This window comes from Curtobacterium sp. VKM Ac-2852, from assembly GCF_013205045.1.
Lineage (GTDB): Bacteria > Actinomycetota > Actinomycetes > Actinomycetales > Microbacteriaceae > Curtobacterium > Curtobacterium flaccumfaciens.
On record NZ_JABMLI010000002.1, the window covers coordinates 411,673 to 425,572 of the forward strand.

The following is a 13,900-nucleotide window of genomic DNA, read 5'->3' on the forward strand; positions in this document are numbered from 1 at the left end:
TCACGCCCCCTTCCGAGCCGAACGCTCGGCCGACTTGCTGTGGTTCGGGTTCTCCCAGATGACGGTTCCGCCCTGGCCGAGCCCGATGCACATCGTGGTGATGCCGTACTTGACGTCCGGTCGCTCGGCGAACTGTGCGGCGAGCTGGTTCATCAGCCGGACGCCACTCGACGCGAGCGGGTGGCCGACGGCGATCGCGCCGCCCCAGGCGTTCACGTTCGGGGAGTCCTGGGCGATGCCGTAGTTGTCGAGGAACGCGAGCACCTGGACGGCGAACGCCTCGTTGATCTCGAACAGGCCGATGTCGTCGATCGACAGGCCGGCCTTCGACAGGGCCTTGTCGGTCGCGGGGACCGGGCCGACGCCCATGACCTCGGGCTCGACGCCGGCGAAGGCGAACGAGACCATGCGCATCTTCGTCGACAGTCCGTGCTGCTTCGCGCCGTCCTCGGACGCGAGCAGGCTCATGGTGGCACCGTCGTTCAGACCGGCTGCGTTGCCGGCGGTGACCCGTCCGTGGGGCCGGAACGGCGTCTTCAACGCGGCCAGCGCCTCCAGGGTCGTCCCCGGCCGCGGCGGCTCGTCGGTGCTGACCACGTCCCAGCCGTCGCCCTTGTTGACCTCGACCGGGATCACGTCCGGCTGGAGCTTGCCGTTCGCCCAGGCGGCGGCGTAGCGCTGCTGGGACTGGACGGCGTAGGCGTCCGTGCGGTCCTTCGTGATCGCGGGGAAGCGGTCGTGCAGGCGCTCGGCGGTGGCGCCCATGACGAGGGCGTCGCTCGAGACCATGCGCTCCGCGACGAAGCGCGGGTTCGGGTCGGCGTTGAAGCCCATCGGGTGCCGGCCCATGTGCTCGACACCACCGGCGATCGCGATGTCGGCGGCGCCGAAGGCGATGGCACCCGCGAGCGTCGTGACACTCGTCATGGCACCGGCGCACATGCGGTCGATCGCGTAGCCGGGCACCGACTTCGGCAGACCCGCGAGCATGCCGACCGTGCGGCCGAGCGTCAGCCCCTGGTCGCCCTGCTGCGTGGTGGCCGCGACGGCGACGTCGTCCACGGCTGCGGTGTCGAAGGCGTTCCGGTCGAGCAGTCCGCGCATCGCGTGGACCGCGAGGTCGTCGGACCGGGTCTTCCAGAACACCCCCTTCTCGCCGGCTCGTCCGAACGGTGTGCGAACGCCGTCCACGAACACGACGTCTGATGCCTTTGGCAATCCGGGCCTCCCAGATCCTCATCGATCGGGCCGGAACGCAGGTCGCTCCGGCCTGGCCGGGCCTCGCCCGGCGACCCTCCCGACGCTATGCCCCCAGCCTGGGCGGCCGCATGCCGGTTGGGCAGTTCCTACGACTCGTCGTCGTCCGTCGCCGCGGGCCGCTGTGCAGCAGCGACAAAGGCCGACGCGATGATCGACGCGAGTTCCTCGACCTGCCACGGACGGGCATCGTGCTCGGCGAGGGCGGCTCCGACCAGCTCGGTCGACGGCGGCGACGGCGGGGCCCACGACACGAGCCGGAGCGTCTCCGGCGTGAGCAGGTTCTCGAGCGGGATGTCGAGCTCCTCGGCACGCTTCGTGACCGCGGCGCGCGCGGCCTTGTACCGGCGGTCGGCCGCCGGGTTGCGGTCCGCCCAGGCGCGGGGCGGGGGCAGGGTGGCCTCGCCGGCACCGCGGAGACGGGGGAGGTCCTCGGTGGTGCGGCCTTCCTCGACGGCGGCCCACCAGCGGTCGAGCTCGGAACGGCTGGCGCGGCCCGTGAAGGACTTCAGCGCACCGAGTTCGGCGCGGGACTCGGGTGCAGCGGCCGCGGCGGCGACGATCGCCGAGTCGGGGATCGTGCGTCCGGGGGCGATGTCCGCCTGTCGTGCGTACTCGTCACGGGCGAGCCAGAGCGACCGGGCGATCGCCAGTGCTCGAGCACCACGGAGCGCGTGCATGCCGGACAGCCGACGCCAGGGCTCGGCGCGGGCGGGCTTCGGGGCGCGGTGCAGGACCGCGTCGAACTCCTCCTGGGCGATCCGGGTCTTGCCCGCCTCGTCGAGCTTCTCGGCGAGGGCGTCGCGGAGGTCGGGCAGCAGCTCGACGTCGAGCGACGCGTAGACGAGCCACGACTGCGGCAGCGGACGGGTCGACCAGTCGGCGGCCGAGTGCGCCTTCGCCAGGGTGATGCCGAGCAGCTGCTCGACGACGGCTCCGAGGCCGACACGGGGGAACCCGGCGATGCGGGCGCCCAGTTCGGTGTCGAAGATGCGCGTCGGGACGAGGCCGACCTCCTGCAGGCACGGCAGGTCCTGCGAGGCGGCGTGGAACAGCCACTCCTCGTCGACGATGGCGGCCTGCAGCTCCGAGAAGTCGCCGATCGGGATCGGGTCGAACAGGAACGCACCGGCACCGCGGCGGAACACCTGGATCAGGTAGGCGCGCTGCGAGTAGCGGTACCCGCTGGCGCGCTCGGCGTCGACCGCGACGGGGCCGTGGCCGGCGGCGATGGCGGCGACCGCCTCGAGGTAGTCCTCGCGCGTGTCGATCACCTTGACGGCGTCGTGCGATGCCTCGAAGGCGGGGCTGGCGGCGGCGGCCGGAGCGGCCGAGCCAGCAGCGGCAGCGGGAGCAGTCGAGCCGGCGGCCGTGGCTGCGGGCGCAGCCGGGCCGGTCGATCCAGCGGCGTCCTGGGGAGCGGGGTCGGTCACTTGGCGAGCCTCCTCGGGGCCAGCAGGGTCACGCCGTCCGATGCGGGCGGCAGACCGGCGAGCATGGCGACGATGTCCTGCCAGGCCCGGACGTGTGCGGTGAGGTCGTCGCCGCGTGGTGTCCACGACGCGCGGAGTTCCAGCTGGGCGCCGTCGCCCTGTGCGGCGAGGTCACCGTACCCGCGCGAGATGATCTTGGTGGCCGTGCCCGAGGCGTGGTCGTACGTCGCACCGTGCGACTCGAGCGCGTCGACGAGCCAGCTCCAGGTCACGTCGGCGACGAACTCGTCGACGCCGATCTCCGGCTCGAGCGGTGCTTGGGCGAACGAGACGACGCGGAACGCGCCACCCCAGCCCTCGGGTTCTTCCGGGTCGTACAGGGCGATGAACCGGCCGGTGCCCAGGTCCGACTCGACGCCGTGCGCGGTGCCGGACACGTCCGCCGCCAGGGCGATCGAGAACGGTGCGATCCGGGTCGGCGAGGGGATCTCGGTGACGGTGGTCTCGGCACGGCCGCTGCCGCCGGACACGAACGCGCGGAGCCGCGCGAAGGCGTCGGGCTCTCGGGTTTCGGACACACATGCAGACTAGGCTCCGGGCCATGTCCCGATCCGCGCGACCCGCCGAGGACGTCGTCCAGGAGACCGCTCGATCGGCCGGGTTCATCGCACTCGGCGCCGGTCTGGCAGCTGCCGCGGTGGGGACGGCCGTCATCGGTGGCTTCGTCGCCGCCGTCGCCCGCGCCGTGGTCACGCCCGACCGCAAGCGCAACGAGCGCGTCCCGATCCACGCCGTCGACCCCGTCCGGAAGACCGTCACGATCGAGCGCACCGCCGACACCGAGCTGCAGGGCCGCTACTCGCTCTGGTTCGGCGGCGGCACCGGCCACATGCGCGTCGGCGAGGTCCTCGGCACGACCGACACCACGGTCACGCGCCGCATCATCGCGATCGACGCCGGCGATCCGACCGCCGCACGTCGCGGTCGCTGGGGCGGCTGGTTCTACCTGACCCCCGGCGAACTCGACGTGCCCGTCGAGGACGTCGACATCCCCACCCCGAACGGCCCCGCCCCCGCCTGGGTCGTCCGCGCCGACGACCCGGCAGCGCCCTGGGCGGTCCTGGTGCACGGCCGTGGCGTCACGCGTGCCGAGACGATCCGCGCCGTCCCGGTGTTCCGCGCCGCCGGGTACTCGGTGGTGCTCGCCTCGTGGCGGAACGACGGCGTCGCCCCGCCGAGCGTCGACGGCCGCTACGGCCTCGGCAGCACCGAATGGGAGGACGTCGACTCCGTCCTCCGCTGGCTCACCGCGCAGGACGCCCAGAGCGTCGTGCTGATGGGCTGGTCGATGGGTGGCGCCGTCGTGTTGCAGACCCTGCTCCGCTCGCGCTTCGCCGGCCTGGTCGACGGGGTGGTGCTGGAGTCCCCGGTGGTCGACTGGCACGCGGTGCTGAAGTCGCAGAGCCAGCTCCTGCGTCTGCCGCGTCCGGTCCGCAAGGTCGCGCAACGCCTGCTCCGCACGCCGGTGCTGCACCGGCTCGCCGGGCTCCAGGCTCCCGTGGACCTGCGCGAGCTCGACATGGTCACGCGCTCCGACGAGCTCACGGTGCCGATCCTGCTGCTGCACAGCGACGACGACGGGTTCGTGCCGTCCTCGGCCTCGCACGACCTGGCCCGCGCGCGGCCGGACCTGGTCCGGCTCGAGATCCAGACCACGGCCCGGCACACCAAGCTCTGGAACCACGACGCCGACTGGTTCGACGCCCGCATCCTCGCGTGGCTGACCGAGGTGGTCCAGCGGCGCGGGGCGACCAGCGCGCGGTAGACGCGACCGAAGGGCGGACGGGAGGCGCGGTGTCAGCTGGCACCGCGCCTCCCGTCCGCCCTTGCGTCCGTTCGGTCGCATCGTGAGCAGAAATGGTCGGGTCACCGTCCGACACCCGACCATTCCTGCTCACGAAGCGGGTGGTCCGGCATTCGTTCCGTTCGTCGTCTGCTGTCGCGGCCCGAACTCCTCGAGACGAGTCGCCGGTCGGCCGAGCTGCGCTGGGCCGTGCGTCCGGTCGAAGGCATCGCTCATCGTCGTGAGCGGCGGTCGGACCGTCACGGTCCATTCGCCACTGTCGAACGCGTCGATCCGGACGACCAGGTTCGACTCGTCGGTCAGGTCCGAGCCGGGGAGGTAGCCGAGGAACTCGCCGTCGATGAGCTGCCGCATGCTGTCAGCGATCTCCATCGCCTCGGCATGGCTCAGGATGAGCCCGGGTTCCGCCGCCGCGTCGACGCGGCGTTCGAGTGGGAGCGCTTGGACCGGCTTGTCAGGGGACGTGACGGCGTACAGGGTCGTGAGGACCCAGACGAGCTCTGGTGAATCGAGCTCTGAGAAGAACTGGACCAGATCGGGCAGCACGATGTGATCAGCGGGGATCGTGTACGTGACCATCTCGAGGTCGTTCGGCAACGTCGTGGTCATCCGGTCTCCTCTGTTGTCTCGACCTGTGGCGAGAAGCCGCCCACGCTCATGGCAGCGAGGACGTCGGTCCTGCCCGGCGTGAACGCGATGATCGCGACTGCGGTGTCAGCCTGCACGGTGGAGAGCCCCGGCTGCTCGTCGCCGAGCGGTGCGAGCACACGGGCGAACTCGTCGAGCCCGCGAACGTCGGAGCCACTGTCGGCGGCCATCGTGTACTTCGTCAGGAAGGTCCGTGCCGTCGAAAGGGCTCCCTGTTCGAAGATGCGGACCCGGACCTCGGCTGGACACTGCGATGCCACCTCGAGCGCCAGTTCCGCCCCCGGAGCGTCTGATGCGCGCAGGCGCCTGCACAGCTCCTGGACGGTGATGTGGACGAGTCCGACGGAGCGGTCGACCGCCGTGGCAGCCACGAGCGTCCGGTCCGTCGCGCGCAACACGACCGTCACGAGTTCATCGCCGTGCTCGACCTGACAGATCAGGACGAGCTCGTCCCCGAGGGCTTCGAGTGGGTCGATGAACGGTACGAGGTTCGGCTGCTTTGTCGAATAGCTCCTGCGGATGACCGCTGCGAACGAGCATGCGGACACGTCGGAGACGAGCACTTGCGCGTCCGATCCCACTGCGGCGAGGACCTCGACGACACGATCTGGCAGGTCCACAGTCGTTCCGTTGGTGACCGCTCGGAGATGGTGGATCGAGATGGCCGGGGGCGCGTCCGTCACCGTCTGATCTCCGCGGACGACGGGCTGTGTCGGTACCGGACCTCGCCGTCGGGCAGAACGTCGATGTCCACTCGTGCGCGCCCCGGTTCGCTGTAGTGCCAGGACGGACCTCGGCGGTTCGACCAGCCCTCGAGCAACTCACCCGAGGCGAACCGGATGGCGATCCGCGCGCCCGTGACTGCACCGTCCGAGACGACCTTGTTGTGCAGGGCAAGGAGGTCGAGCAGGGACGGTTTGTCGCCGGGATCGAGGAACGCGTGCTCCCCGTCAGAGCCTGTCAGCGCGAAGTCGGTCTCGAACCGGAGCGAAGCACCGCTCGAGAAGCGGATCGTCACGTCTGGTCCGATGCTGATGAGGTCGACGGTGTCGCCGGCGATGTCCAGCGCGAAGGGCTGGCGCGGAACGCCGCTCATCCGCGATCTCCTTCCGTGCCCGTGCCCGTGCTTCCGGTCGGCGGCTCGGTGCGGGCCGGGCGACCCTTCGGCCCGGAGACCTGCCAGGACTCGAACTCGGCGTCGGGACCGGCGACGAGGGTGTCCCCGCCGTCGAAGATCAGCGTCAGTACGCCGTTCTCGGCCGAACTCCGAACGAGCTCGGCACCGAACAGCCTCAGGACCGGGAGCAGTGAGTCCTTGCGGTCGGGATCGACGACCGCGGTGCTTCCGGACCGGTCGGTGACGGTGCACTCGGATTCGAGCTGGACGCGGTAGCCGTTGCCGAACCCCAGCTCAAGCCGGAAGTCGACGCCTATGAGGTCGAGCGTGCCCGCGCGCTCGACGGTCATCGCGTCCCCGGTGGGGTCAGCGGTGTCAGCGGTGTCAGCGACCATGATCGTTCCCTTGTACGGATTGCTGTTCAGGAGCTGACCTCGCTGAGTCTGCTCGAGCAGATCGAGGTTCTCCGAAGAGTTCCCATGACGTCGGAGTGGGGCGGTACCGGAGGTCGTCGTACACCGGCCGCCACGGTTCCAAGCCGTGGTGGGCACGAACCGCTTTCTCCACGACCATCGGGGAGTCGACGGTCAGATGCGGAACACGGCGGGCCTCGTCAGCCGTCGCCCTCCTCATCCTCGACCTGTCGAAGTTCGTGACGTGCACCCCGTCGTAGTCCTCCGATCCGTGGCTGAACGCGGGCAGGAACCGGCGTTGGTCGGGAATGCTGTTGCCCACGATCTGCCACATGCCCGGTCGGAATCGCGCATCGAACGTCATCCGCGCGAGAATGGGAGTCGCTGCCGTCACCTCGCTGAGGTGGAGGCTCTGCACTGAGCTGACGGGCGCGACGAGGTCGAAGATGATGACGTAGAGCGCCTTCGTGTACTTGCCGATCACCTGTCCGAGCACCATCTTGCTGTCGTTGAGCGGCACGGTGAACACGTCACCGACCGCAACTGGGTAGACCTGTTGCTGTGAACTCAACGTGGTCCTTTCAGGCTTTGGCTGCACACGTCACAAGTGGGATCGCGGGGGAGCTTCGCCCCAACTCCGATGGGCAACTCGACCCTGACGGGTGATGCTGTTCACGGATGGGGAGCCATCCCCGCGTGGACCGGTGGACTCTAGAGAGCACGTTTCGTTCTCGTGGGCCGGTTGCTCTGTTTCTGCTCAAGGCTCGCGACCGTGCGGTGTTCACGGTGGCATTTCGGTCGAAGGCCCGGTGGTGCGGGTGGTCATCGCCGGCACTCGCGTTCCCGGCCCGAATGCCCGGGCAAATCCGTCCCGAATCTCGACCCGATCTGTGTCGATGATGATCGTCCACAACGAGCCGTCACTCATGTCGAGACGGATGACTGCTCTGTCGATATCACCGACTTCGGATGGGTTGAATCCGACGAACTCGCCATCGATGAACTGCTGCGTGGTTTCGGTGAGTCGCATGAACGAGGCATTGTCGAGCACCGGATTGGGCAAGTGGGGCGCGCTCGAGAGCTGCTCCAGTTCGGCAACGTCCAGTCCGGGATCTCTCGACACGTTCACGAATATGTCCTCGGCCGTCCATGAAAGCTGCGGCAGATGAAGGGAGGACACGACGTCGGCGAGGTCGAACCATCCGCTATCGCCCTCTTCAGATTCACGGGTAAAAAGTCGCAGCATCGGATCCGATTCAACCTCGCCTTGTCCTCCGCTTGAAGACGCTGGAAATCATTCGTCAAATAGCAGTTGTTGAGCGCTGGGAATGTTTCTTGGCATCAAATCCGTGAACCACGGAAGCTCTAGACTGTCAATCCTCCCGTTCTTCGTCCAGATAAGAACTTCGCCTACAACTTCAGAAGATTCATCTGCATAAGAGGCTTCGATCGGAAGGGGCTGGTCCGGCAAGCTGACGGCGGGTGAGTCGTCAAGGTCTATCTGCCAGATCCGTGGACCAGTCGCTCGGAATCCTCGAATTGCTTGCGCTTGTTCCTGCAATGGTCCTGATTCAGGTAGGAGTAGGTGATCCAAGCAAGTGCGGACGAGATCGTGCAGACGTGATTCGTCTTCTGTCTTCATGTTGCCCCAATCTTCAAGGTGTGTCCCTTGGGATGAACATTGTACCGACACGAGGGGTGTCCTCTACATTGGATCCACGTACGCGAACAGTAGCGTCGCTTATCGGTACATCTTCAACAAATTTGCCGGGGGGTAGATCTTTTTTGTCGAGGTGATGGGCAACGGCCTCGATGACCGGACGCTTCCCTCCCATCGAGTCGACGAGCGGATCAAGTCCGTGTTCCTTCTTGTCGAAGATGTGCCCCATCTTGTTCGGGTCTTCGAGAACCTTGTCTGCAATTCGCTGAGCGCGCTCACCGAGTCCTGTCGGAGGTAAAGGAGCGACGTCGGAAAGCCTGTTCACCGCGGTCGGCAGGTGCACCTTCGACATCGTGCCGCCGGTGGCCGCCGACGTCGCGGCACCTTCGGCCGCGTTCCGGAGCAGGCCACCGGGGGTCACCGGCTGGCCGCTCACGGCGTAGTTCGCGACGTTCTCGACCGCGCCCTCTGCGGCGTTGCCCAGCAGGTGCTTCCCGATCAGGGCACCGGCACCACCGCCGACCGCACCGAATGCCCCGCTGACGGCGACCTGGCCCCAGTTCACCTCGCCGGTGGTGGCCTTCTGGATGATGGTGTCGGCACCGGCGCTGATGAGCATCGCGCCGACCGGACCACCCACCCCGGTGGCGACGAGCACCCCTCCGGCGACGACCATGGCACCGCCGGCGACGTACTCCCAGTTGTCCGCGAACCAGTCACCGGTGGCTGCAGCGGCCCGGGCGAGCGGACCCTGTTCGGCTGCCGCGTAGGCCTCCAGCTCCGCGTCGGTAACGGGCGCGAGACCGAGCGGGTCGATGGCGTGCAGCGGATCGTTGCCGGCGAACGAGTACGGGTTGCCGGCCCAGGCTGCTCCGGCGGGCGCGGTGACCGGGTCGACGGACAGGAAGCCGCGCGACGACGGGTCGTAGGCGCGGGCTCCCATCCACTCCAGGCCGGCGACCTGCAGCGAACCGTCGGCGCCGAGTGCGATGCCGCCGGGCAGGCCGGAGCCGCCGAGGTCGACGAGCGTCTGCCACGGGTCGGCGTCGTCGGCTGCTCTCGTGGTGCGCCGACCGCTGGCGATCCAGCGGTCGTCCACCGCGATCAGGCCGCCGGGAGCGCGGAGCACCGGCTCGTCACCGACGGCCAGGAGCGTCGGTGCGAACGCGGCGGTGTCCCAGTCGATCGGGAGGCCGTCGACATGCGCGAGTTCACCGAGGGCGTCGACGTGCAGGTCGGTCGTGGTGCTGCCTGCCGCGGTGGTCTCCGCCACCCCGGTGAGGTGACCCTGCGGGGTCCAGCCGTACGTGGTCGTCACGCCGTCGGCTCGGAGCGCCTGCACCCGACGACCAGCGCCGTCGTAGGCGTACTCCACCTCGGGCGACCCGTCCACGGCGTCGACGCCGATCAGCTGACCGGCGGCGTCGTGCCGGAACCGTCGGGCCCCGGAGTCCGTCCGTTCCTCAGCCAGACGACCAGCGACGTCGTAGACCCAGTCGGTGCGACGGGCTTCCTGGACGGACGCCACCAGCTGCGCGGCATCGTCGTGCTCGTAGGTGGTGCTCCCACCGGGTCCGTCGACCCGGGTGATGCGCCCGTCGGCGTCGCGTTCGATCGTGCTGGCGTGCGTGCCGTCCGCGTCGATGCGCGTGTGCCGGACCACGTGTCCGTTCGCGTACTCCCAGGTCTGCAGCTGATCGCCGCCGCGGGCCTGCAGGAGCCGCCCCGCCGCGTCGTGCTCGTACCGGACCTCGCCGAATGCGGAGTGGTCGACGCGGACGACCCGTCCGGTGTCGTCGTGCTCGTACCGGGTCGTGGACCCGTCAGGGGACTGCACCGAGGTGCGGAGTCCGTCGGTATCGTGGGTCCACCGGGTCTCGCGCGCGCCGGTGGCACGGCGGACGAGCTGGCCCAGTCGGCTGAACTCGAGGACGTGGGTGGCGGGGGAGTCGGGACGGGTCTCGTCGGTGATCGTCACCGTGCGAGCACGCGCATCGCGGTCGATGCGGCCGATCAACCGGTCCCCGGCGTACTGCGCGGATTCGCGCCCGGCCGCGTCGTACTCCCACCGCAGGACGCTCCCGTCCGGGTCCGTCTGGGTGAGCTGGCGCCCGGCCGCGTCGTAGGTCGCCGTCGTCGTGCGACCGAGCTGATCGGTGGACGAGGCCACCTTGTCGAGCTGCGTGTACGTGCGGACGGTCACCCCACCCAGCGGATCGACGGTGCGGACGAGGCGCCCACGCTGGTCGTACTCGTACCGGGTGGTGCCGCCGAGCCCGTTCACCGCGGCGACGAGTTGTCCGGCGGCGTCGTAGCGGAAGGTCCTCTGGCCGAAACGGGTGTCCCGCGCCGACACGACCCGACCCACGCGGTCGTACCGGTACCGCGCGGTGCCGACTCCGGGGACGTCTGCATGGACGACCCGGCCCTGGCGGTCGTACTCGGTCCGGGCGACCTCGCCGGTCGGCAGGGTGCGCGCGACGACCCGTGAATCGGCGTCGTAGGTCAGCGTGGTGCGTGCGCCAGCGGGGTCGATCGCGCTGACCGGGCGGCCGCACGCGTCGTACTCGTACCGGGTGGTGCGGCCCGCCGGAGTGGTCACACCGACGACTCGTCCGGCCAGGTCACGCTCGATCCTGGTGAGTCCACCGTCCGCGTCGACGAGTTCGACCGGTCGGCCGCAGGCGTCGTACGTCGTGAGTTCGGCGGAGGCGTCTGGATGCTCGAGCCGGGTCGGACGGCCGAACTCGTCGGTCGTGACGGACACGGCGTCGAAGGCGTCGCGGACCGTGGAGACGCCGTCAGCGCGCGAGCGCCCCACCTCGGTGCGGACACCGGTCGGGTCGACCGTCGCACCGAGGGCTCCGACCACGTCGTGCTCGCGTGTCCAGGTGCCACCGGCCGGGTCGACCACGGCTTCGAGTCGGGAGAGCGCGTCGTGCACGAACGCCCACTCGGCACCGTCGGGCAGGGTCATCGACGAGACGTTGCCGAAGGCGTCGAAGTCCTTCGTCACGACGCGACCGAGGGGATCCGTGGTGGACACGATCTCGCCGTGCTGGCCGTAGGCGACCTCGGTGCGGGCACCGGTCGGATCGATCGTCGCCGTGACCCGACCGCCGTCGCCGTGCTCGAACCGCCACAGCCCGCCGTCCGGGTCCTCACGCGCGGTGAGCAGGCCGGCGGCGTCGTAGCGGTACCGGGTCCGGTTGCCGAGCGGTGTGACCGCCTCGATGATCCGGCCTCCGGCGTCGCGGATCAGACGTGCGGTGTCACCGACGGCGTTCTCGACGCCGCCGACCTCGCCGGAGGCGTCGTGGTGGAAGACGACGACCACGCCCGTCGGATCGGTGGTCCGGACCAACAGGCCGTCCCGCCACTCGAGCACGGTGCGACCGCCGACGGGGTCGACGATGGTCGACGGGTTCCGGTCGTCGCCCGCGTACTCGTACTCGACGACCCCGCCGTTCGCGGTGACCACCGTGGTCATGCGGTCCTGCTCGTCGTACCCGAAGGTCAGGTCGGCGCCCTCCGGTGTCACGGTCCGGACGCGCCGTCCTCGCTCGTCGTACCCGTGGACGGTCACCTGCCCGTCGCGCTCGGTCACCGAGACGAGGTTGCCGTGCGGGTCATACGACATCGACTGACGCCGCCCGTCGGTGTCGATGATCCCGACGACCCGGCCCTTGCGGTCGGCGATCCACGTGTTGGTGTGGTCCCCGTCGACGTCGGAGACCGAGGTGACGCGGCCCGGCAGGTACGCGAACCGCACGCGCCGTCCGAACGGCGTGCGCTGCTCGACGACACGACCACGGGCGTCGTAGGTGTTCTCGCACTCGACCACACCCGTGGCAGCGGTCACGCGGTCGATCAGCCCGTCGTCGTTCCAGCGGTACCGACGGCTGCCGACGGCGTCCGTCGCACGGACGAGTCGACGAGCATCGTCGTAGTGGTACTCCACGCGGCGTCCGTCGGAGGCGCTCGTCGACGCCACCCGGTCGCCCGCGTACTCGACGTCGATGAACCGTCCGAACACGTGCGACAGGCGGGTGATGCGGTCCTGCTCGTCACGCCGAACGGTCACGGTGGTGCCGGCTCCACGGCCGCTGCGCAACCACAGTCCGGACGGCGTGAACGCCCAGTGACCGCCGGCGTTGTCCTGGACGACGAGGCCGTCCCCCTCGGCCCGGAGCCACAGGTCCTCGCCGACCGCGCGGTCCCAGCCGTCGCCCTGCCGCGGGAAGTCGACCTGCCGGCCGTCGTCGAGCACGACCGACGCGGCGTCGTCGGTGATCTCCAGCCGGGTGTCGAGGATCGAGGACCACCCGAGCCCGAACACCCCGGCACGGCCGTCGAGCGAGTTGTACATCCGGGTGAGCCGGAGCGACGCCGCCTGCCCGGCGAACGACAGGTCGGTCTCGGGCTCCAGGAAGTTGCCCGTGGCGGTGTTGACGGGATCGTCGGCGAACCCGTTCGTCGGAGGCGTCCCCATCGCCGAGAACGGTCCGATGGTGAAGTCGTCACGTCCGGCGTCGATGCCCGCCGCGGACAGGGCCGCCGCGATCGCCGCGTCCGACAGCGTCGCGGGCCCGGCACCACCACCGGCGGCTTCGAACTGCGCGGCGACGGTGCCCGCCCAGTCGGCGTCCTGCCCGTTCGCGGTGAGCCAGTCGTTGACGGCGGTCAGCAGCGACTGGGCGTTCAGCGTGCCCCAGCAGGGGTTGCACTCGGCCTCGTAGTCGCTCAGGGCGTTGCGGAACGTGGAGACGGCACCCGACAGGTCGGAGTCGAGCGTGCGGGTGTTCGCCTCGAAGGAGCGGAGGTCTTCGGGGACGGCCGACGACGTCCCACCGCTGGTCCCACCACCCGCGGGGATCTCGCGCCCCTTGACGCTGACCTCGTCCGCCTGCAGCCGCGGCTCCGGTTCCGGCTCCGGGGGCTTCGGGTCGTCACCGCCGCCGAACCACGTCGAGATCTCGTGTCCGGCGCCGACGAAGAAGTTCTCCTCGCGTTCACGCTTGCGGGCGTCCCACGCCTTCGCCTGCTTCCGCCGGTCGTCCTCGTCCTTCGCGGCGTCGCGGAGTTCCTGCACGAACCCCGACAGGCTCTGCAACGACTCGACGAGCTTCGTCGCGCTGCGTGCGCCGATGTCGGCGTTGTCCGCGAAGACCTCGGAGAAGTACCCCCGGAACTCCGCAGTCGCGGTCGTCACCGACGACGACCGCGATCCGGACTGGCCGCCGATCGACGACGCGAGCGCCGTCGACGCCGATTTGAGCGTGTCCGCCGCGCCGTACGAGTAGCCGGTCGGATCGTTCCCGTGGATCTTCGCCATCGTCAATTCCCCCCAGATGCTGACGGGCCCATCCTGTCACGGCCAGCGACTGAAATGCCAGAGGACCGCATGCATCCGAAACGAGCAACGGACAGGAGGCGCGGGGGCCGCGGGCCCCGCGCCGCCCGTCTGGCCGGGGGTCGTCCGGAGCTTACGACGGCCTGGCGGCCCGG

12 protein-coding genes are annotated in these 13,900 nt (G+C 69.7%); 1 reads left to right on the forward strand and 11 read right to left on the reverse strand.

All coding sequences use genetic code 11. The features are described 5' to 3' along the window. The 3 genes from HQQ79_RS08330 to HQQ79_RS08340 form a co-directional block, all read right to left on the reverse strand. Entirely contained in the window at positions 1-1,218 is a 1,218-nt protein-coding gene (locus tag HQQ79_RS08330; RefSeq protein ID WP_027465475.1) for a thiolase family protein, read from the reverse strand. 128 nt (positions 1,219-1,346) lie between these two features. Beyond that, positions 1,347-2,531: an HRDC domain-containing protein gene (locus HQQ79_RS08335; protein WP_173034310.1), complete on the reverse strand. Its 1,185-nt coding sequence runs from the start codon at positions 2,529-2,531 to the stop codon at positions 1,347-1,349. Positions 2,532-2,686: 155 nt separating this feature from the next. After that, positions 2,687-3,268 carry a DUF3000 domain-containing protein gene (locus HQQ79_RS08340; RefSeq protein WP_017886108.1) on the reverse strand — a complete coding sequence of 194 codons (582 nt, stop codon included), beginning with the start codon at positions 3,266-3,268 and terminating at the stop codon, positions 2,687-2,689. A gap of 23 nt (positions 3,269-3,291) precedes the next feature. Here HQQ79_RS08340 and HQQ79_RS08345 point away from each other — a divergent pair, with 23 nt between their 5' ends. Then, positions 3,292-4,515 (forward strand): alpha/beta fold hydrolase, encoded by a 1,224-nt coding sequence (locus tag HQQ79_RS08345; protein WP_071244565.1) that lies wholly within the window; start codon positions 3,292-3,294, stop codon positions 4,513-4,515. 129 nt (positions 4,516-4,644) lie between these two features. On the opposite strand, the gene HQQ79_RS08350 is transcribed toward HQQ79_RS08345, so the two are convergent. From HQQ79_RS08350 to HQQ79_RS08385, 8 genes are all read right to left on the reverse strand, one after another. Beyond that, on the reverse strand, positions 4,645-5,163 hold the full coding sequence (locus HQQ79_RS08350) for a hypothetical protein (protein WP_071244566.1): 519 nt from the start codon (positions 5,161-5,163) through the stop codon (positions 4,645-4,647). Beyond that, complete coding sequence (locus HQQ79_RS08355; RefSeq protein ID WP_173033646.1) at positions 5,160-5,822, reverse strand: hypothetical protein; 663 nt, start codon at positions 5,820-5,822, stop codon at positions 5,160-5,162. Before HQQ79_RS08355 ends, HQQ79_RS08350 begins: the two co-directional genes overlap by 4 nt. A 59-nt stretch (positions 5,823-5,881) precedes the next feature. Next, positions 5,882-6,298 carry a DUF6188 family protein gene (locus HQQ79_RS08360; RefSeq protein WP_017886112.1) on the reverse strand — a complete coding sequence of 139 codons (417 nt, stop codon included), beginning with the start codon at positions 6,296-6,298 and terminating at the stop codon, positions 5,882-5,884. Beyond that, entirely contained in the window at positions 6,295-6,714 is a 420-nt protein-coding gene (locus HQQ79_RS08365; RefSeq protein ID WP_173033648.1) for a DUF6188 family protein, read from the reverse strand. Before HQQ79_RS08365 ends, HQQ79_RS08360 begins: the two co-directional genes overlap by 4 nt. Continuing rightward, positions 6,704-7,303 (reverse strand): Imm26 family immunity protein, encoded by a 600-nt coding sequence (locus HQQ79_RS08370; RefSeq protein ID WP_173033650.1) that lies wholly within the window; start codon positions 7,301-7,303, stop codon positions 6,704-6,706. The genes HQQ79_RS08365 and HQQ79_RS08370 overlap by 11 nt, the downstream gene beginning before the upstream one ends. Positions 7,304-7,513: 210 nt before the next feature. After that, positions 7,514-7,978 carry a hypothetical protein gene (locus tag HQQ79_RS08375; protein ID WP_173033652.1) on the reverse strand — a complete coding sequence of 155 codons (465 nt, stop codon included), beginning with the start codon at positions 7,976-7,978 and terminating at the stop codon, positions 7,514-7,516. A 48-nt stretch (positions 7,979-8,026) separates the two neighbouring features. Continuing rightward, positions 8,027-8,374, reverse strand: coding sequence for a hypothetical protein (locus tag HQQ79_RS08380; protein WP_173033654.1), 348 nt, complete (start codon positions 8,372-8,374; stop codon positions 8,027-8,029). A 13-nt stretch (positions 8,375-8,387) separates the two neighbouring features. After that, positions 8,388-13,727 carry a DUF6531 domain-containing protein gene (locus HQQ79_RS08385; RefSeq protein WP_173033656.1) on the reverse strand — a complete coding sequence of 1,780 codons (5,340 nt, stop codon included), beginning with the start codon at positions 13,725-13,727 and terminating at the stop codon, positions 8,388-8,390. Positions 13,728-13,900: the final 173 nt, after the last annotated feature.

Coding starts and splice junctions, on each gene's coding strand:
- HQQ79_RS08345 (WP_071244565.1), top strand. CDS start 3,292: ATGTCCCGATCCGCGCGACCCGCCGAGGACGTCGTCCAGGAGACCGCT.
- HQQ79_RS08350 (WP_071244566.1), bottom strand. CDS start 5,163: ATGACCACGACGTTGCCGAACGACCTCGAGATGGTCACGTACACGATC.
- HQQ79_RS08360 (WP_017886112.1), bottom strand. CDS start 6,298: ATGAGCGGCGTTCCGCGCCAGCCCTTCGCGCTGGACATCGCCGGCGAC.
- HQQ79_RS08365 (WP_173033648.1), bottom strand. CDS start 6,714: ATGGTCGCTGACACCGCTGACACCGCTGACCCCACCGGGGACGCGATG.
- HQQ79_RS08375 (WP_173033652.1), bottom strand. CDS start 7,978: ATGCTGCGACTTTTTACCCGTGAATCTGAAGAGGGCGATAGCGGATGG.
- HQQ79_RS08380 (WP_173033654.1), bottom strand. CDS start 8,374: ATGAAGACAGAAGACGAATCACGTCTGCACGATCTCGTCCGCACTTGC.
- HQQ79_RS08385 (WP_173033656.1), bottom strand. CDS start 13,727: ATGGCGAAGATCCACGGGAACGATCCGACCGGCTACTCGTACGGCGCG.